16 protein-coding genes are annotated in these 17843 nt (G+C 69.0%); 10 read left to right on the top strand and 6 right to left on the bottom strand.

Going from position 1 to position 17843, the window contains the following annotated elements:
• A partial coding sequence (locus ED92_RS15080; protein ID WP_200882706.1) for an alkaline phosphatase occupies positions 1 to 661 on the top strand: 661 nt, incomplete at its 5' end.
• Between the two features lie 51 nt (positions 662 to 712).
• Here the strand turns inward: ED92_RS15080 and ED92_RS42770 are convergent.
• Entirely contained in the window at positions 713 to 1675 is a 963-nt protein-coding gene (locus ED92_RS42770; protein ID WP_037340052.1) for a helix-turn-helix transcriptional regulator, read from the bottom strand.
• Positions 1676 to 1925: 250 nt separating this feature from the next.
• On the opposite strand from ED92_RS42770, the gene ED92_RS15090 reads away from it, so the two are divergent.
• Together ED92_RS15090 and ED92_RS15095 are read left to right on the top strand one after the other, a co-directional pair.
• Positions 1926 to 2924: a peptidoglycan-binding protein gene (locus ED92_RS15090; protein WP_052120574.1), complete on the top strand. Its 999-nt coding sequence runs from the start codon at positions 1926 to 1928 to the stop codon at positions 2922 to 2924.
• Between the two features lie 32 nt (positions 2925 to 2956).
• Complete coding sequence (locus ED92_RS15095) at positions 2957 to 4090, top strand: peptidoglycan-binding protein (RefSeq protein WP_037338302.1); 1134 nt, start codon at positions 2957 to 2959, stop codon at positions 4088 to 4090.
• A gap of 36 nt (positions 4091 to 4126) precedes the next feature.
• On the opposite strand, the gene ED92_RS15100 is transcribed toward ED92_RS15095, so the two are convergent.
• Positions 4127 to 4792 carry a response regulator transcription factor gene (locus tag ED92_RS15100; RefSeq protein WP_200882707.1) on the bottom strand — a complete coding sequence of 222 codons (666 nt, stop codon included), beginning with the start codon at positions 4790 to 4792 and terminating at the stop codon, positions 4127 to 4129.
• The gene (locus tag ED92_RS15105; RefSeq protein WP_052120578.1) at positions 4789 to 5919 is read right to left on the bottom strand and encodes a sensor histidine kinase; all 1131 of its coding nucleotides are present in this window, start codon (positions 5917 to 5919) and stop codon (positions 4789 to 4791) included. Before ED92_RS15105 ends, ED92_RS15100 begins: the two co-directional genes overlap by 4 nt.
• 166 nt (positions 5920 to 6085) lie before the next feature.
• On the opposite strand from ED92_RS15105, the gene ED92_RS43335 reads away from it, so the two are divergent.
• Together ED92_RS43335 and ED92_RS15115 are read left to right on the top strand one after the other, a co-directional pair.
• Positions 6086 to 6214, top strand: coding sequence for an SMI1/KNR4 family protein (locus ED92_RS43335; RefSeq protein WP_235213278.1), 129 nt, complete (start codon positions 6086 to 6088; stop codon positions 6212 to 6214).
• Between the two features lie 201 nt (positions 6215 to 6415).
• Positions 6416 to 7159 carry a hypothetical protein gene (locus tag ED92_RS15115; RefSeq protein WP_235213279.1) on the top strand — a complete coding sequence of 248 codons (744 nt, stop codon included), beginning with the start codon at positions 6416 to 6418 and terminating at the stop codon, positions 7157 to 7159.
• A gap of 929 nt (positions 7160 to 8088) precedes the next feature.
• Here ED92_RS15115 and ED92_RS15120 read toward each other — a convergent pair.
• A complete protein-coding gene (locus tag ED92_RS15120) occupies positions 8089 to 9321 on the bottom strand; it encodes an acetyl-CoA hydrolase/transferase family protein (protein WP_037338308.1) in 1233 nt (410 codons plus the stop codon).
• A gap of 255 nt (positions 9322 to 9576) precedes the next feature.
• Here ED92_RS15120 and ED92_RS15125 point away from each other — a divergent pair, with 255 nt between their 5' ends.
• The 5 genes from ED92_RS15125 to ED92_RS15145 all read left to right on the top strand — a co-directional run bounded on the left by ED92_RS15125 (position 9577) and on the right by ED92_RS15145 (position 16089).
• A complete protein-coding gene (locus ED92_RS15125; RefSeq protein WP_037338310.1) occupies positions 9577 to 12447 on the top strand; it encodes a type 2 lanthipeptide synthetase LanM family protein in 2871 nt (956 codons plus the stop codon).
• 13 nt (positions 12448 to 12460) lie between these two features.
• Positions 12461 to 12655, top strand: coding sequence for a hypothetical protein (locus ED92_RS15130; protein ID WP_016334466.1), 195 nt, complete (start codon positions 12461 to 12463; stop codon positions 12653 to 12655).
• A 90-nt stretch (positions 12656 to 12745) separates the two neighbouring features.
• Positions 12746 to 15634 carry a LuxR family transcriptional regulator gene (locus ED92_RS15135; RefSeq protein ID WP_037338314.1) on the top strand — a complete coding sequence of 963 codons (2889 nt, stop codon included), beginning with the start codon at positions 12746 to 12748 and terminating at the stop codon, positions 15632 to 15634.
• Between the two features lie 3 nt (positions 15635 to 15637).
• The gene (locus ED92_RS15140; RefSeq protein WP_037338316.1) at positions 15638 to 15877 is read left to right on the top strand and encodes a glutaredoxin domain-containing protein; all 240 of its coding nucleotides are present in this window, start codon (positions 15638 to 15640) and stop codon (positions 15875 to 15877) included.
• Positions 15874 to 16089, top strand: coding sequence for a hypothetical protein (locus ED92_RS15145; protein ID WP_037338318.1), 216 nt, complete (start codon positions 15874 to 15876; stop codon positions 16087 to 16089). Before ED92_RS15140 ends, ED92_RS15145 begins: the two co-directional genes overlap by 4 nt.
• A gap of 257 nt (positions 16090 to 16346) precedes the next feature.
• On the opposite strand, the gene ED92_RS15150 is transcribed toward ED92_RS15145, so the two are convergent.
• Positions 16347 to 17228, bottom strand: a complete 882-nt coding sequence (locus ED92_RS15150; protein ID WP_037338319.1) for a manganese catalase family protein — start codon at positions 17226 to 17228, stop codon at positions 16347 to 16349.
• A gap of 33 nt (positions 17229 to 17261) precedes the next feature.
• Complete coding sequence (locus ED92_RS15155; protein WP_037338321.1) at positions 17262 to 17717, bottom strand: DUF4383 domain-containing protein; 456 nt, start codon at positions 17715 to 17717, stop codon at positions 17262 to 17264.
• Positions 17718 to 17843: the final 126 nt, after the last annotated feature.

Raw genomic sequence — 17843 nt, forward strand, 5'->3', positions numbered from 1 at the left:
CGGGGGGGTGCGGTGGGGGAAACTCGCGACCTTCCACATGCTCGACACCCGCCAGTACCGGAGCGATCAGGCTTGTGGCGACGGCTGGAAGTACTGCCCCGAGGCCGGTGATCCGGCGCGGAGCCTGCCCGGCATGGCACAGGAGAACTGGCTGCTGGACGGCTTTTCGCAGCGGCAGGGGACCTGGGACGTGATCGGCCAGCAGGTGTTCTTCGCGCGGCGGGCGGACCAGAACGGCGCGTCGGGAATGGACGGCTGGGACGGATACCCAGCGTCCCGTGACCGGATCCAGAAAGGCTGGGTGCAGCGCGGTGTCCGCAACCCGGTGGTGCTCACCGGCGACGTGCACCGGGCCTGGGCGAACGAACTCAAGGCCGACTACACCAATCCGGGCTCCCCGGTGATCGGCACGGAACTGGTCACCAGTTCCGTCTCCTCCGGCGGCGACGGCGCGAAAGTCGGCAGTGTTCCCAACCAGGCCGAGAATCCGCACCTCAAGTTCTACTCCCAGTACCGAGGCTACGTCCGGACGAAACTGAGCCAGGCCAAGATGGACGTCGACTTCCGCTACGTCGAGCAGGTCACCGTGCGCAACAAGGCGGCCTTGACGGCGCAGTCGTACGTGATCGAAGAAGGCCGTCCGGGCTTGCAGACCCCGTGAACCGGTGTCCGGGGCCCGGCCGCGATTCTCTCGCGACCGGGCTGCGGGCGCTCAGCCTTCGGCCAGGAGCGCGAGGCCGAGCGGGGTGATCGAATGCAGCACGGACTGCCCGGTCTGGCGGCTGGTGACCAGACCGGCGGCGCGCAGGGTGGCGGCCTGCTGACTCGCCGTCGGGAGGCTGGTCTTCGTCCGGGTGGCCACTTCGGTGGTGGTGCCGGGCGACTCCCCGATCGCTTCGAGGACCCGGGCCCTTGTCCGGCCGAGCAGGGACGTCAGCGGCCGGTGCACCGCCCCGTTCGCCGACCAGCCCACCTTGTGCTCGATCGGATACACCAAGGTCGGTTCCAGCTCACCGGCCAGGAACGTCGTGGGCAGCCCCCAGCAGAAGAAGGACGGCGTGAGACACAGCCCTCGCCCGTTCAGGCGCAGTTCGTGCTCGACCGGATAGTCCAGCTCCAGCACGGGATAGGTCCACCGCGCCGTGGGATGCACCTCGGCGAGCAAGGTCTCACATCCCTCTTCGGTCATCGTCTTGACCTGTCTGGCGCGTACCTGCTCGACCCGGCCGCACACCCGCACCCAGTACGGGGCGAGGCAGGCCGTGAAGTACCGCTCGACCGAGTCGGCGAGCTGGGTGAGTGTCTCCGGTCTGCCCTCGGCGAGGCCTGCCGTCCAAGATGGGAGCCGCCGGCTCCCGGCGAGAACGGTGAGGTCGGTCCGGAGCCGCTTCTTCGGGGTTCGGCGCAGCGCTTCGAGTCCCTCCGCCAGCGACAGGTCCCGCAGGGTGGGCGTGAGGAAATCGACCGCGTAGCCGGACTGGGAAGCGAGGTCGGCGAGCAACCGGGTGGTGGTGTGTGCCGCCTGTGCCACCGATCTTCGCCATTCTTCGAAGATGATCCCGCCTTCGCGGCCTCGCAGCCGGTACATGCTGAGCAGGATCTCCCACATCGGCTGCGGTGCCGCACTGATCCGGGTCCTGGCGAGGTCTTCGGGAGTGAAATGGATTCTCAGCACGGCCGTCTCCCACGAGAACCGCACTTCCGTTGAACCGAAACGAAAACGAACGACAAGACATCCCCCCTGGAATGAATCCCCCCTTGCGACGCCCGATGTTAGGGGATCCGCGGCGTGCCCCGACACCATCACGGGCGGAAATACCGCACAGGACCGGGTTTCGACTACCACCAGGGTTGACCCGCCGAACACCCCTTTGGAGTGGGCGAAAACCTTTGCCTCGTCCGGCCGCCCCTCCGATGCTGGGGCCATGCGAACCACAGCCGCGAGCGTCCTCACCGCCGTATTGGTCCTTTGTGGACTTCTCCAGCCGGTTTCCCGGCTCGCCCACGCGGAACCGGATCTCCACGCCGCAGGGCATCCCACCGCCGATTTGAAACTGACCAGGGACGACATCCTGACCAGAGCGAAGAGCTGGCTCGACGAGAGAGTGCCCTACAGCCAGGAAGCGAAGCACACCAACCAGTTCGGCACCTACCGGCAGGACTGCTCCGGCTACGTGTCGATGGCCTGGGGCCTGAAGACCGCCCGCTGGACGGGCGACATCATGCAGGTCGCCACCCGGATCGACAAGAAGGACCTCTTGCCGGGCGACAGCCTGTGGGTGCATTCCAGCGCTCACCAGCACATGGCACTGTTCATCCGGTGGGCGGACGCCGCGAAGACCCAGGCGGTGGTGTGGGAGGAGTACCGCTCCGGAACCGTGGCGTCACAGCGCACCTGGTCGGCGGACCGGACGGCGGGATTCAGCGCGATCCGGTACCGCAACGTCGTCGAAGGCGACGCCAAGACCTGCGCGGCGGTGAGCCTCGACCACTCCCGCTATCCCGAGATCGCCGCCGCCGCGACCGGGGCCCTGGTCAAGACGGCGCAATGCTTGCTCACCGCGGCGGGATTCCCCACCGGGGCGAACGGTCCCACGGGCACCTTCGACACGACGACCACCGACGCCACGAAACAGTTCCAGGCGAGTCTCGGCCTGCCGGCGCTCGGCAAGGTGGACTCGCACACGTGGACGGCGCTGCTGGCGAGGGGAACGACACCACAGCTCCAGGACGGCGCCTCCGGAGACGCGGTCCTGCGTCTTCAGCGTGCGCTGAACGCCGCCCTCGACGCGGGACTCGAACTCGACGGCCGGTTCGGCGCGAACACCACGGCCGCGGTGAAGCGGTATCAGAGCGCGCAAGGGCTCACCTCCGACGGAATCGCCGGGCCGAAGACCTGGGCGGCGTTGCAGGCCGGCAAATGAGAAATCCACTGTGGACGGAGAAGAGGAATGCGATGCGGGTGAAGACGGCGGCGCTGGGAATGGCCGTGATGGTCGCCTTCGGCCTCGCGACGGCGAACCAGGCGACGGCGACCACGGCCGGTGACCCGACCGGTGCCGAGTTGAGTGCGGTGGTCGCGACCTGCGCGCAGCAGGTGTCGGCCGGGAAGTACGCCGAGCGCAGCGGCGGTACGCGCACGGTGCCCGTCTGCGCGACCGGCGGGGCGGTGCACTGGCGGTCCGGGATGACAATCGACTGCGACGGGCAGCGCACCGAGAAGTGCAACGCCTCGACCGATCCCTCCTGGCAGGGGCAGACCGCCTGGGCACAGCCGGACGGCAAGCCACTCAACGCCGAGAAACTGCCCTACATCGTGGTACCCGGGATCAGCTCGACGTGGAGCTACTCCGGCTCCGGCATCACGGGTGCCACGGTCGCCGCGGTCGTCTATCAGGGCAGGGTCGCCTACGCCGTCGTAGGCGACGTCGGCCCGACCGGGGCGATCGGTGAAGGCTCTTACGCGCTGGCCAAAGCGCTCGGCATCAACCCCGATCCGCGTTCGGGCGGGGTGTCCGGCAAGATCGTCGACTACATCGTCTTCCCCGGAGTCAAGGCCTCGCCCATCCACGACGCCGCCGACGCGGCCGTCGAGGGCAAGCGGGCCGCGACGGAGCTGGTGTCCCGTGCCCGCGGGTGCGCGAACGTCGGTGTCGACGGCCCCTATCCGCGGCTCGACGCCGGCGCGACCCGGCCCGAGGTGAAGGCGGCGCAATGCCTGCTCCGTGCGGCCGGACAGGACACGGGCGCGGGCGACCCCAGCGGTGTCCTGGATCCGGCGACGGTGTCCGCGGTGAAGCGGTTCCAGGCGCAGGTGGGGCTCGCGGAGGCGGGCTCGGTGGACTCGCACACCTGGACGGCGCTGCTGGCCCGCGGCGCCACGCCGCAGCTTCAGGACGGCTCGTCCGGTGAAGCCGTCTTCCGGCTGCAACGGTCGCTCAACGCCGCCATCTCGGCGAACCTGACCGTCGACGGCAAGTTCGGCGCCAAGACCACCGCGGCCGTCAAGAGCTACCAAACCTCGCGGGGACTCGACGCCGACGGGATCGCCGGCGCGAACACCTGGCGGGCTCTGCAGGCCGGACGATGAAATGTCCTGAGGCTTCCGGGCTCTTCGCCGGAAGCCTCAGGCACCCGGCGTGACGAGACCGGACTCGTAGGCCAGCGCGACGATCTGCGCGCGGCTGGAGAGTCCGAGTTTCGTCATCGCGCGGTTCACGTGCGTCTTCACCGTGGATTCGCTCACCACCAGCTCGCCCGCGATGCCACCGTTGGTCATGCCCTTACCGACCAGGCGGAGCACCTCGGTCTCCCGGGCGGTGAGGCACTCCAGTTCCGGTCCTGGAGTGCCGGTGGGGCCGCCCGGCCGGTTCGCGTAGGCCTCGATCAGCCGCCGCATGACCGAGGGCGCGAACAGCTGCTCCCCCGCCGCGATCGTGTGGATCGCGGCGACCAGCCGTTCCGCCCGGACGTCCTTGAACAGGAAGCCCGAAGCCCCCGCCCGCAAGGCCGCGTACACGTACTCGTCCAGGTCGAACGTCGTCAGCACCAGCACGCGCGTCGGCCGGTCGCGTTCCGCGGCGAGGATGCGCTCGGTCGCGACCACACCGTTCGTGCCCGGCATCCGGATGTCCATCAGGACGACGTCGGGCCGCAGCCGCTCCGCCAGGTCCACCGCCTCCTGTCCGTCGGCGGCCTCACCGACGACGGTGATCCCGGGCGCGGCCCGCAACAGCGCGACGAATCCGGCGCGGACCAGATCCTGGTCGTCGACGACCAGCACTTCGATCATGAACCGTCTCCCCCGGCCGCCAGCGGGAGCACGAGCGTCACCACGAAACCCCCTTCCGTGCCCGCGCCCGCCAGGAGTGTTCCCCCATACAGTTCGGCGCGCTCACGCATGCCGATCATGCCGTGTCCGGCGCCCTCGTGGAACCGTTCGGAGCGGCCGTCGTCGGCGATCCGGACCGTCACTTCCTCCGCGCCGTACGTCAGCGACACCCACGCCCTGGCCGGACGGGCGTGTTTGACCACGTTGGTCAAGGCCTCCTGCACGACGCGATAAACGCAGAGTCCCACTCCGTCCGGTAACGAGCGAACCGTTCCCCGCACGGAAACCTCGACGTGCACCCCCGCGGCACCGACCCTCGCCGCCAGTTCCTCCAACCCCTCCAGCCCAGGAGCCGGTACGTAGGTGTCGTCGTCCTCGCCGGACCGCAGCACCGTCAGCATGCGCCGCAGTTCGTCCAGGCCCTCACTGCCGGTGCGGCCGATGACGTCCAGCGCCGCCCGGCTGGCCGCCGGATCCGACTCGAACACGTACCGCGCCATCTCCGCCTGCACCGCGATGACCGACATGTGGTGGGCCACGACGTCGTGCAGCTCTCGCGCGGTGCGGACCCGTTCCTCCGTGACAGCACGCCGCGCCCTGTCCTCCTGTTCCCGGCGCAGCTGCTCGGTCAGCACCCGCAGCTGGCCGTTGCGCTGGGCCAGCCGGCCCGCGTTCGCGCCGAAACCCCAGGCGACGCCGGTCAGGAGCACGCTCTGGAACACCGCTGTCCACACCGAGCCGATCAGCTGCGAATGACAGGCCGAGTAGGTTTCGCCCGCCAGCGTGATCGCCGCGCACAGCGCGGTCACCGGAAGAGACCGGGACGCGGCGACGGTGTACAGACCGAGCAACAGCGCCAGCGCGCTGACACCCGGCCAGTACCCCGGCAGCAGGTAGCCGGCCCATCCGGCCAGCACGAGGGCGAACACCGTCAGCGGCGCACGGCGCCGGACCGCGAGCGGCGCGTTGGCCAGCACACTCAGCAGGACGCCGGTCGTGTCGAACGGCCGGAAGCCGGGGAGGTCGACGGCGAAACCCGCCTCGATGGTGAACGCGATCATGAACACCGCGAGAACCGCGTCGCCCACTTCGAGAGCGTTCCTTCTCAGCCAGGTCGGTGGGCGCACACGGAACGATAGCCGTCGAAGCCATCATCGCGCGTCCGGCGCCGGGACTACCTCCCTACCGCACAGGTTGACGGCCGTCGCGCTCCACGCGCGACCCGGGTTCGGCGGCCGACGCCTCCCGGAGGTCTTGAGCGAAGCCCAAGCGCGCCAGGCCGAAGCGCATTTCGGTCTCGAGTTCCTCGAGGACTATCGCCGATACCTGTTGCGGGTCAGCGCCGGCGGCCAGGTGCGGGAACCCATGAGGAGGCATTGGTGAGCCCCGAACAGCGTCGTCCCGCTTTCGAGCGCTGGGATGCGGGCGTGGACAAACCGATCTGGTATCGATGGTTCGATTCCTAGCGATCCCCGCCAGGGCCGTGGGGAAACGGCATTTTTACGCTCATTCCGCAGCTGCTTTCCCGCTAGTTTCTTCCCGGAGGGACCGGGGGAACTGGTCATCGAATCAGCGAGATCGGAGATGACCGGCGTGAAAGGCACCGTCCTCGGGCGCTCGGCGGGGGCGGCACTGCTCCTGTTCGCGGCAGCATGCAGTTCTCCGACGACTCCCCCGCCCAGCGCGCCATCCTCGTCTCCGGCGACCACCGCACCCGCGAGCACGACGCCGACGGTCGATCTTTCGTCGCTGCGTCAAGGCGCGGTCCCGGCGAAGTACCCCGAGCCGGATATGAGCAAGTTGCCGCCCAAGCCCGCGGATTCCGCACCGCTGCGGGAACGGATCGCTTGGGAAGCACTGCAAAAAGTGACCAGATTCGCGCATCGCCTCGACCCCGCAGCGCGCTCGTCGTGTCCCGCGTTCGACCCGGGCCGCACCACCACGGTGACCTGCACGGTCACCTATCTCGGCGAGGGTTACGACTACGTCCTGCGCGACATCAAGTTCCAGGGCACCGGACTGACCAACGGCCGCACCGAACAAGGGACCGTTTCCTACAAGGCGGACCTCACCGCCGGGCCGATCATCCGCGACCAGGTCGAGGCGGTGCTGCGCTACCAGAACAGCACCGAGTACGCGGCCTGTGACATGCCCGACCACGTGCGCTTCGGATTCGACTCCACCCGGCGACGGCCGTCCGGGTCGTCAGTCGTCGGCGAGTGGATCTACGTGCCCGGCATCTCGTGCCGCTACCTCGATTCCAAGGCCCGAGCGGTTAAAGCCATTCCCTTGGAGCTCTACGACTGGGGCGCGCCCATCCATCCGTGATAGCCGGTTCGGCAGCTGAGGCGGGCGTGATGGAGTTGGTGGCGAGAGCGTGCTCGCCACAGAGACCCGGCACGCTCTTGACTGTCCACAAGGGACACTTGCCGGAGACAAGATGCCCGATTTGGTCGCTTTGCGCAGGGGTCGTGAGTGATTTGGGTGGTTCTAACGCTCTTTATCACTCACGACCCTCGTCCAGAAACGGACATGAAGGCATCAATCGTCCAGACTCACGCCGCATAGGCGTTACATCCCGCAAGTGAACCCGTGAAAGAGGAGCGCCTGGCCGAAAACTTCGTCGAAGGCTTCGCCGATCTGGTGGACATCCACAAGACGCACCGTCTCGCGCGACGAGCCTCGATGAGAACGCGCTTCCCCTGAACCCGTCACCCGTACCGGTGATTCTCACCGACTCACCATTCGTGGCATGTGGATCACCGGTTCGTGTCACGCCGCCGCCCACTTGCCGTAGCGGAGGCTCAACGTCCACATCGGCGCCCCGCAGCCCCGCTACGCACGGTGTCAGCGCCCACGAAACCCACCCCTGGCGCAAAACACGAAAGACTTACGTGTTTATCGTAGGAAGATTCACGACTTGCCGAACACCCAGGAAATCGTTTTTTGACAGGTCGCCAACGTGGTGAAAATCTTCGATCGCTCCTCGCGAGAGCACAACCGAACACGAAATCCGAACAAGGAGCCCCTCAATGCAGATGTTCACCCAGCACGTGCACCACGGTCACGACCTCATTTCGGGTCTGCTCGCGCACCTGGCCCACGTGCTCGGATGGCTGGTCTGACGCTCTAAGCACAGGGATTGACGGGGGCCAATCTGTTGGCGCGGGTCGGCCCCTCGTGTTTGCGACCCGGTAAAGGGGCACGATCGTGTCCCTTTACCGGGTTCCGGTTTTTCCGGCCGGAAAGAAATACCGCTAAAGCGCGAATCCCAGTTCCCTGCCCCGCGCCACGAGTTCTTCCCGCGCCGAAGGATGCGCGACCTGGTCGACGATCTGCCGTGCCTGCTCGCTCGCGTCGTTGCCCCAGATGGTCGCGACACCGTGCTCACTGACCACGAAACTGTGCTGGAACGACGTCACCGGACCGGTCAGCCGGGGCACGACCGTCGAGACGTCGGCCTTCGGATGCCACGACGGCAGCGCGATGATCGCCCGGCCACCGGGCGAATGCAGCGCCCCGACCACGAAGTCGGTCTGCCCGCCGAACCCCGAGTAGATCACCCCTCGCACCCGGCTCGCGTTGGCCTGGGCGTACAGGTCGACTTCGAGGGCGCTGTTCACCGAGACCAGACCTCGCTGGCGGGCGATCACGGCGGGATCGTTCGTCTTTTCCGTACGCAGCAGGCGGATCCGCGGATTGCGGTCGAGCCAGCGGTACAGCTCCGCACTGCCGAACACGAACGACGCCGTCACCGGTTCCGCCGGATCGAGAGCCCCCGCTCGGTCGAGTGCGAGCACGCCGTCGCTGAACATCTCCGACCAGATCGCGAGCCCGCGCCGTCCGGTCACCGCCGCCAAGGTCGCGTCGGGGATCCCGCCGATGCCCAGTTGCAGGGTCGCGCCGTCCTCGACCAGCCCGGCCACCCGCTCACCGATGGTCCGCGCCGTGTCCCCCACCGGCCGCGGGACCGGCGACAGCAGCGGCTCCACCACCTCGATGCCGTAGTCGATCTCGTCGACCGGCACGACACCGTCGCCGTAGGTGAACGGCATCTCCGGGTTGAGCTGCGCGACGACCAGGCCGCCGCGGGCCCGCACCGCCTCGATGGCGGCCGGAAGGATGTTCACCTCCGTACCCAGCGACACCACGCCGTCCACCGGGGCAGAGGTGTGCAGCAGGACGACGTCCGGCGGCAGCGAGTGCTTGAGCAGCTGCGGCACCAGCGACAGCCGCGACGGGAAGTACTGCAGTCCGGGACGGCCGCGCATACCCGCGCCCACGAACGGCGTCTCCAGCAGGACACCCTCACGGTCCGGCATGCCGGCCTGCGCGTTCAACGCGAACAAGCGGTACTCCGCCAGTGCCGCGTCGAGCACCTTCAGCGCCCGCATCGGGGTGGCGAAGTTTCCGCTCACCACCACTCGCGGCCGCGAAGCGGGCACGCCCGCGAGAACGGAACCGAGCTGGCTCTCCGACAAGACGCGCATGAGCCGATCATGCCCGAGGAGCCCCTCGCCGGCGCGGGCCGGACCCCCAGAAACCGGCCCGCGCCGGCCCCGCCCGACCATGGTGCGACCGGGACCGGTGCCCGCGCATGGGTGCCGGGACCCTATATTCCGGTGCGGCGTCGAACGGCCACCGTCCGTGCCCGGCGGTCACTCTCCGGACATCTTCGTGTGTGCGCTGAATGTGGGGGTGCCGCCCCCATGTGCGTACCGCGCCGGGCTGAAAGCATTACCGCCGTGACGCCCCCACCATCGGCGACGTCCCTGCCGCCGAGGTGGTGGGACCACGGCCGGACCCCGCGCGAACGGACAGCGGACAAGCCCCTCTGGGCCGACTTCGCCGAACACGCTGTCACCACGCTTCTGCCGGAGCGCCCCCCAGTCGGTGACTGGCGTGTGCAGTTCGCCGGGGTCTTCAGGTCTCTCGTCGACGCGGCCTCGCGTGACGCGGTACCGGACGATCTCCCCGGCGCCGATGTCGATGCGCTTCGCCAGGGTTTCGCCACGCAACTCGACCAGCACCTGCTCAACCTCTCGGTCCGCACCCTGGTCCTCGAACTCCATCGCGCCCGCAAGGCCGGAGTCCTCCAGGGCGAGACGCCCGAAGAGCGCTTCTCGGATTTCGTGCGCCGGCAATCCACTCCGGCCGGGCTGGTCCGGTTGTTCGGCGAGTACCCGGTGCTGGCCCGGCTCCTGGCCCAGGCCTGCCTGTACGCCGCCGAAGGCCACGCCGAAACGCTCGCCCGGTTCTCGGCCGACGCGGCCTTGCTGCCCTGCTCGGTCATCGACGGCGAACTCGGCACGCTCGTCGAGGTCGCGGGCGGGTTCGGTGACTCGCACGCCCGCGGACGTTCGGTCAAACTGCTCCGCTTCTCCAGCGGCGCCAAGGTGATCTACAAACCGCGCCCGCTGATCCTGCACGAGCGCTTCACCGACGTCGTCGAACAGCTCAACAAACGACTGCCCGGGCTCGAACTGCGCACCGCCGACGCGCTGACGCGTGACGGATACGGCTGGCTCCGGTTCGTCGAACATCGGCCGTGCGCCGACCTCGGCGACGTCGACCGTTTTTACCGCAGGCAGGGCATCCTGCTGGCGCTCCTGCACGCCTTGGACGCCACCGACGTCCACTACGAGAACATCATCGCCTGCGGCGACCAGCCGGTGCTGATCGACATCGAGACCCTGTTCCAGCCGTCCCCGCCCGTCCCGCCGGAGGGCGATCCCGCGGCGGCGATGCTCGCGCGGTCGGTGCAGCGCACGCTGCTGCTCCCCCAGCTCTTCGCCGGCGAGCACGGTGCCGTCGACATCTCCGGCCTCGCCGGCCGCGGTGGAAAACTGCCCACCGACCGGGTCGATTGGGCCGACGCGGGAACCGACCGGATGCGGCTGGTCCGGGTGCCCGGCGAACTCGCCGGAAGCAACAACCTGCCCCGCCTCGACGGTCGCGACGTCGCCCCCGCCGAACACAGCGCGGCGTTGCTGGCCGGATTCCGGCTCGGCTACGACGTGATCTCCACCGGACGGGACGAACTCGCCGAGCTTCTCCGGCGCTGCGCCGAGGACCCCATCCGGGTACTCATCCGGCCGACGAACTTCTACTCCCGCCTGCTGGACGAGACCACCCATCCCGACCTGCTGCGCGACGCCGCCGACCGCGACCGCGCGTTCGACCTGCTCGAAGAGGACTCGGTGCGGGAGGAGAAGCTGCTCCGGCTGGTGCCGCACGAGCGGGACGATCTGTGGGCGGGCGACGTGCCGATGTTCACCTCGAACCCCGGTTCGACGTCGCTGCTGGATTCACGTGGCGAAAGCGTCGAAGGGGTCGTCGAACAGCCGTCGCTCGACACCGTGCTGGCGAAGGTCGCCGACATGGATCCGCTCGACCAGCGGGACCAGGAATGGCTGATCTCGGCCACCCTCGCCATCAGCACGGCGGCCGACGGCCACCACGGCGGCGGCGAGACCGCGGAAACGGCGGTGCCGAATCAGGCGCCGGACGCGGAACGGCTGCTGGTCACCGCGTGCGGGATCGCCGACCAGATCGTCGCCAACGCCTTCTCCGACGAACACCGCTCCAACTGGCTCGGCATCGAGCTCGTCGACGACCGTTACTGGACCGTTCTCCCGATGGGCGCGGGCCTCGGCGAGGGCTACTGCGGTGTGGCGTTGTTCCTCGCCCAGCTCGCCGAGCTGACCGGGATCGCGCGATACCGCGATCTGGCCGCGTACGCAATCAGCCCGCTTCCTGGCCTCTTCGCCACGCTCCGCGCCGATCGCGAGCTGGCCGCCACCGCCGGCTGCGGCGGGCTTCTCGGGCTCGGCGGTGTCGCGTACACGATCGCCCGGCTCAGCACCCTGGTCGGGCTTCCCGCGGGTGACCTCATCGAGCAGGCCGTCGAGCTGATGCCCGAGGCGACCTCCGAAACGCCATCCGGGTTCACGACCGGACTCGCGGGCGGTGTCGCCTCGATGCGTTCGGTGTATGTCCAAACAGGACTGGAGACGGCGCTGGCGCGAGCCGACCGCTACGCCGCACAACTGCTCGAACGCGAACGTCCGTCGGAGAGGGCCTTCGCCCGCGGTTCGGCCGGGATCGACTGGGTCCTGCGGGCACACGACCGTCCCGGCGAAGAACCACCCGGAAAGGCGGACGATCGGGCGGAAAGCACCGGAGGCTGGTGCGACGGACTCGCGGGCGACGCCCTCGGAATGGCCGCGCACCTGCCCGAGCCCGAACACGCCAGGGACCTGGACCGGACGATCAGACGGCTGACCGACGGGGCACCGCTCAAGGATCTCAGCCTGTGCCACGGCGAGTCCGGAGTGCTGGACGTGTTGTGCGTGCTGGCGGAGAACGGGCACACTGGCGCCGCGGCCGCGGTACGCCGCCGGACCGGTCATCTGCTCGCCGCCATCGACCAGCGCGGTGCCCGCTGCGGGACACCCGGCGCGGTCCCCTCGCCAGGGCTGCTGAGTGGCCTGGCGGGGATCGGCTACGGCCTGCTGCGGCTGGGATTCGGCGACCGGGTCCCTTCCGCGCTCCTGCTCCGCCCCGACCGGCCGCATCCCGCGGCCACCGTTTTTCCGCCGGTAAACCGAGTATGAGGAGAAGAACCACATGTACGAAAGAGATCTGCCCGCCACCGAAGACGTCCTCGGCGCCGTGAACCTGCCGCGCGCCCTCGAGGTCGGCTCGCGCAACCACGCGCTGGCGGGCAGCAAGCCGCGGCTGAGCGCCAACCCGCTCGCCACCCTGTCCACGGACACCGGTTCGCCGTCCGTCGTCAGCGTCTTCACCGGCGGCTGGATTTAAAGACAGGCTCACGGAGGCGGGCTCGCGCCGCCCGCCTTCGTGATCAACTTTTGGCCGTGACGGCGGAATCCGCTCGCTATAGTCACGGCGGTGGGTATCCGTTCGTCGCGGGTGATCGGCCGCGACGCCGAACTGGCCGAGCTCTCCGGGGCTCTCGATCGCGCCATCGCGGGTCGCGGCGGCGCGATCTTCCTCGTGGGCGAAGGCGGCATCGGCAAATCCCGGCTCGCCGTCGAAGCCGCCTCGCGGGCGGTCGCCGCCGACATCCCGGTGCTGCAGGGCAGGGCCAGTTCGATCGGCCCGCTCGTCCCGTTCCGTCCGCTCACCCAGGCATTGCTTTCGCATTTCCGCGGCGGGGGCCCGCCGGAGGCGACCGAACTCGACCCGTTCATCCCCGTGCTCGCCCAGCTCATCCCCGATTGGAGCCGAGGAGACCGGCCCCGGGAGTCGGGCTCCCTGATGGTGCTCGCCGAAGCGGTGTTCCGGCTGCTGGCCGTCACCAGTCGCGACCGCGGCGCGCTCCTGGTCCTCGACGACCTCCAGGACGCCGACGCCGAGACGCTGTTCATCCTCGAATACCTCGTCGACAACCTGCCCGCGGCGCAGACCCTGTTCGTCGGCACGCTCCGCAACGAGCCCTCCGACGCGCTGCGCCTGGCGACTTCCGGAGCGCAGCGGATGAGCTGCGCCGTCGTCGAACTCGGCAGGCTCGGGCTCGCCGACACCCACGCGCTCGCCGCCGCCTGCCTCGAGACCGATCCTGGGCTGCTGCCACCGACCGCGACGGAACTGTTGTGGCGCAACAGCGCCGGCCTTCCGTTCATCGTCGAGGAACTGCTCCACGGCATGGTGAACGACGGTCTGCTGGTCGAAGGCCGTGACGGCTGGCGCGTCATCGGCGAACTCCGCGCCCGCGTTCCCGCCGCGCTGGTCACCAGTATCGGCGCCCGGATGGAGCAACTCGGCGAGCAGGCGGGCGAACTGCTTTCGGTCGCGGCGATCATCGGCCGCCGCTTCCCGCTGACGGTGGTGCAGCAGGTCACCGGGACCAACGACCGGACGCTGCACAACCACCTGGGCGCCGCGGTCTCCGCGAACCTGGTGACCACCGACGAGATGACGCCCGGCTGGTACGCCTTCCGCCATCCGCTGACCGCGGAAGCGTTGCTGGCGCGCCAGTCACCGGCGCGGAAGGCGGAACTCGCCCGGCAGACCGCCGACGCCGTCGAGGAGCTGTACCCGGGACTGCCGGGCGACCTGTGCGCGCTCGTCGCGTCGCTCCGGCTGACCGCCCTGGACGAGCGGGCGGCGGGCAGGCTGTTCGCGGAGACCGGCCGTCGCGCTCTCGACGCGGGTGCCGCGGACTCCGCGGTCACGATGCTCACCAAGGCCCTCGACCTGCTCGCCGGGGCCGACGCGGGTGATCGGGCCGAGGTGCTGGAGACACTGGTGCACGCGCTCGGGCAGACCGGTCAGTTCGACCGGGCCGTCGAGCTTTCCGCGGCGTTCGGCGAGATCGGCACACTCGAAAGGGCCGCGAAACTGCGCACCCAGCTGGCGTGGGCCGCTTACATCGCGGGACGGCACGACGAATGCCTCGGCCAGATCGAACGCGCCCGTGCTCCGCTCGGCTCGGCGATCACCCCAGCTCAGCAGGCGGCACTCGACGCCGTCGAAGCGAACCTCTGGCTCGACGTCCCCGGCAAGACCGGCACGGCCGAGCGGCTCGCGCGTCAGGCGTGGAAGGTCGCCGAGGCGACCGAGCAGCCGTTCGTCGTCTGCCAGGCGTTGCAGGTGCTCGGGATGCTCGCGCTGTCACGGGACCTCAGCGAATCCGAGCACTACATGCAACTCGCGCGGCGGACCGCCGAGGACAACCATCTGCACCATCTGCGGACCCAGGCACTGGTCCGGCTCGGCGGGCATCGCGTGCTGATGAACGGCGACGAGCAGACCCTGCTGCTCGCCCGCGCCGACGCCCAGCGGACCGGGTCGATCACGCTGCACTGCGCGGTCGATTCCGTGCGCACCATGCACGCGATCCTGCGCTGCGATTTCGGCACCGCGCACTCGCTCCTCGCGGAGAACCTCGCCGTGCTGGGCAGGCTCCGGCTGACCGCGTTGCTGCAGTACGCGCATATGACCAGGGCGATGTCGGCCGGGCACCGGGCGGACCGTCCCGCGATGGAGCAGGCACTCGACGACTTCCGCGAGAGCGGCGGCGAGAACGCGCAGGAGATGGTGCTCAGCATCGGGCTGGCGCGGGTCTTCTGTTCGCTGCTCGAAGAGGACTTCGACCGGGCCCGCCGCGAACTCGGCCAGGTCGTCGAGCTGGAGGACCGGCGGCCGAGCCGGTTCCACCTCGCCGGCCAGCACGGGCTCAGGACGCTCGTCGACACCCTCGGCGGCGCGCCCTGCCCGGAGGACGGCTCCGCGGTGAGCGGGATGCGGTGGAACCGGCAGTTCGTCGAATTCGCACGCGCCGTCGAACACGGCAGGCGCGGTGACGCGACCGAAGCCGAACGCGCGGTGGCCTCCGCGCTGGAGACGTCGTCGCCCTATCCCCTGGCCCGCCATCTCGGGCTCCGGCTCATCGCCGAGCCGGCCGCCGCCGACGGCTGGGGCGATCCGGCAGGCTGGCTCAAGGAGGCCGAAGAGTACTTCCACGGCAGGGACATCCAAGCGGTGGCGGCCGCCTGCCGGACCCTGCTCCGCAAGCTCGGCGCGCCCGTCCGGCAGCGGCGCTCCGGGGTCGACCGCGTACCCGGCGACCTGCGCGCGGCCGGAGTCACCGTGCGCGAATACGAGGTGCTCGTGCTGCTCGCCGAGCGGATGGGGAACAAGGACATCGGCGCCCGCCTGCACATCTCGCCCCGGACGGTCGAGAAGCATGTCGCGAGCCTGCTCGCCAAGACCGGGCTCGCCGACCGCGCGGCCCTCGCCGAACACGCCGCCGGACCGCGACCTGGCATGCTGTGAGCCATGAGCGACCTCATCGTGTACGGCGCCGGCTGGTGCCCCGACGTCAAACGCAGCCGGGCCCTGCTGGACTCGAAAGGCGTCGAGTACGACTACATCGACGTCGAAGCGGACTCCGGCGCGGAGGAGACGGTCCGCGCGCTGCAGAACGGTGAGCGGCGGATCCCGACCATCGTCTGGCCGGACGGCACCCACCTGGTCGAGCCGAGCGACGACGAGCTCACCGCGCACCTGAACCGGTGACCCTCCCGGACGTCCCGGTCGGCACGAGGGTCGTCGTGCGGTACCGGATCGAAGGCGGATTCACCGACGCCCTCGGCTACCTGCGCTCCCGTGACGACACGGAATGCACGGTGGAGACCAAACGCGGACTCGCGACGATCCGGCTGGCGGACATCGTCCTGGCTAAGACGGTTCCGCCGCCTCCGGCTCCACGCAGACCTCGTGAGGGGTAAGGACGGTTAGGACCCAAGGCTGCCTTAGGTACCTACTGAATCGGGTGGCCGTTGGCCGCAGGTCCGTGAAGGCCTCCTTCCCTACCCTGAAGGTAGGCAAGGAGGCCTTCACGGACTACAGGGGGCACGCCTCGTGAGTGGAGGTCTTAGGTGCCTACGGTCGAGACTCGGCCTCGGCCGTCGCCGCGGGGGTTGCGAAAGTGGCTTTCGCGACATCTCCAGCACTCCACGGACCGTGAGCCCCATCGCGAACGGGATTAGCTCTTCCGTGACTTCGTGGCCTTCTTCTTCGCGTCCTTGGCCTTGCCCTTGACCGTCCCGACGGCGTCCTGCAGCGGCGCATAGGTGCCGAACAGCGCGGGATCGGGCTTCGGAGCGGTGCCCGGACCGCCGAGCGGCTCCGGATCCATCAGGTACTCGATCCCGTCTTCGCCGAAGCTCCAGCCGCCCTTCGCGCCGTCCGGCCCATCGGACAGATGCCACACGGTGTTGTTGTGGTCCTGGTTCTCTTCGTCGAACAACGCCGTCGGCGCGATGTCGCTTTCCAGGCCGTCGGCCTTGAGCTCCTCGATCGCAGCGAGCCACTGCTTCTGGTGCACCGTGTCGCGGGCGAGGTTGAACTGCAGCATGGCCTTCACGCCCGGGTCGTCGGTCATGTTGTACAGCCGGGCCGTCTGCAACCGGCCCTGCGCCTCGGCCGCGACGTTCGCCCGGAAGTCGGCCAGCAGGTTGCCCGACGCGACGACGTAGCGGCCGTTCCAGGGGTAGCCCTGGCTGTCGCTCGGGGTGGCCCCGCCACCGGAGATGATCGCCTGCTGCGGGTCCATCCCGCCCAGGATGGCCGCGGTGGCTGGATCCTTCGCCGCCTCGGCCACCGTGGTGGCGGGTGCCCCTTCCAGCAGCCGGGCGACCATCGTCGCGAGCATCTCGACGTGCCCGATCTCCTCGGTCGCCGTGTCCATGATCAAATCCTTGTACTTGCCCTCGATCCGGCAATTCCAGCCTTGGAAGAGGTACTGCATGGTCACGGTCATTTCGCCGTAGGCGCCGCCGATGAGTTCCTGCAGCTTTCGCGCGTACAAAGCGTCCGGCTTTTCCGGCTTGGCCTCGAACTGGAGCGATTTGGTGTGACGGAACACTGATTACCTCCGAATACTTGGGGAAAGAACGGATCAGCGGGAGTCGGCGATCGGCGCCTTCGAACCGGAAAGCGGAATGAGCCCGAGTGCGATCATCCCGACGGCCAGTCCGAGGTGCAGCCAGTTGTCCGCGCTGTTGACGGGCACGAAATTCGCAGCCGACCCATGGTCGATCAGCAGTCCGTACAGCCACAGCACGAGGTAGATCACCCCGCCGCCGACGAGGAACGCCTTCGCGCCGCTCGCCGTCCGGGCCAGCAGAATGCCCGCGACGCCGAACGCCAGATGGACGATGTTGTGCAGGATCGACACCTGGAACACGCCCAGCAGCAAGGCGCCGGACTCGTGTCCGGCCCCGCTCAGCTGCTCGTAGTTCGTCGTGATGCCGGGAATGAAGCCGAGAATGCCGACGAGCAGGAAGACCGCGCCCACGCCGAGAGCGATGAGCTGGCGCGGAGCCCGCCGAACGGTGGCCGGCGATGCAGTCATGATTTCCTCCGATCCAGGTGGAATGAGCTTCTGGAACGTCGAGTACCCGTGCCGGAGCCGGTCACACCGGGGAATCGGTGTTTTCGAATTCGTGGGAATTCCCGTGTAATCCAGGGCCGCCGGGGT

The organism is Amycolatopsis sp. MJM2582, assembly GCF_000754115.1.
In the GTDB taxonomy this organism is placed as follows: Bacteria; Actinomycetota; Actinomycetes; order Mycobacteriales; family Pseudonocardiaceae; genus Amycolatopsis; species Amycolatopsis japonica.

What these genes read in the sequence shown, in the direction of transcription:
- ED92_RS15120 (WP_037338308.1), bottom strand. Translation starts at nt 9,321, where the DNA reads ATGCGCGTCTTGTCGGAGAGCCAGCTCGGTTCCGTTCTCGCGGGCGTG.
- ED92_RS15095 (WP_037338302.1), top strand. Translation starts at nt 2,957, where the DNA reads ATGCGGGTGAAGACGGCGGCGCTGGGAATGGCCGTGATGGTCGCCTTC.
- ED92_RS15100 (WP_200882707.1), bottom strand. Translation starts at nt 4,792, where the DNA reads ATGATCGAAGTGCTGGTCGTCGACGACCAGGATCTGGTCCGCGCCGGA.
- ED92_RS15130 (WP_016334466.1), top strand. Translation starts at nt 12,461, where the DNA reads ATGTACGAAAGAGATCTGCCCGCCACCGAAGACGTCCTCGGCGCCGTG.
- ED92_RS15090 (WP_052120574.1), top strand. Translation starts at nt 1,926, where the DNA reads ATGCGAACCACAGCCGCGAGCGTCCTCACCGCCGTATTGGTCCTTTGT.
- ED92_RS15155 (WP_037338321.1), bottom strand. Translation starts at nt 17,717, where the DNA reads ATGACTGCATCGCCGGCCACCGTTCGGCGGGCTCCGCGCCAGCTCATC.
- ED92_RS15140 (WP_037338316.1), top strand. Translation starts at nt 15,638, where the DNA reads ATGAGCGACCTCATCGTGTACGGCGCCGGCTGGTGCCCCGACGTCAAA.
- ED92_RS15115 (WP_235213279.1), top strand. Translation starts at nt 6,416, where the DNA reads ATGACCGGCGTGAAAGGCACCGTCCTCGGGCGCTCGGCGGGGGCGGCA.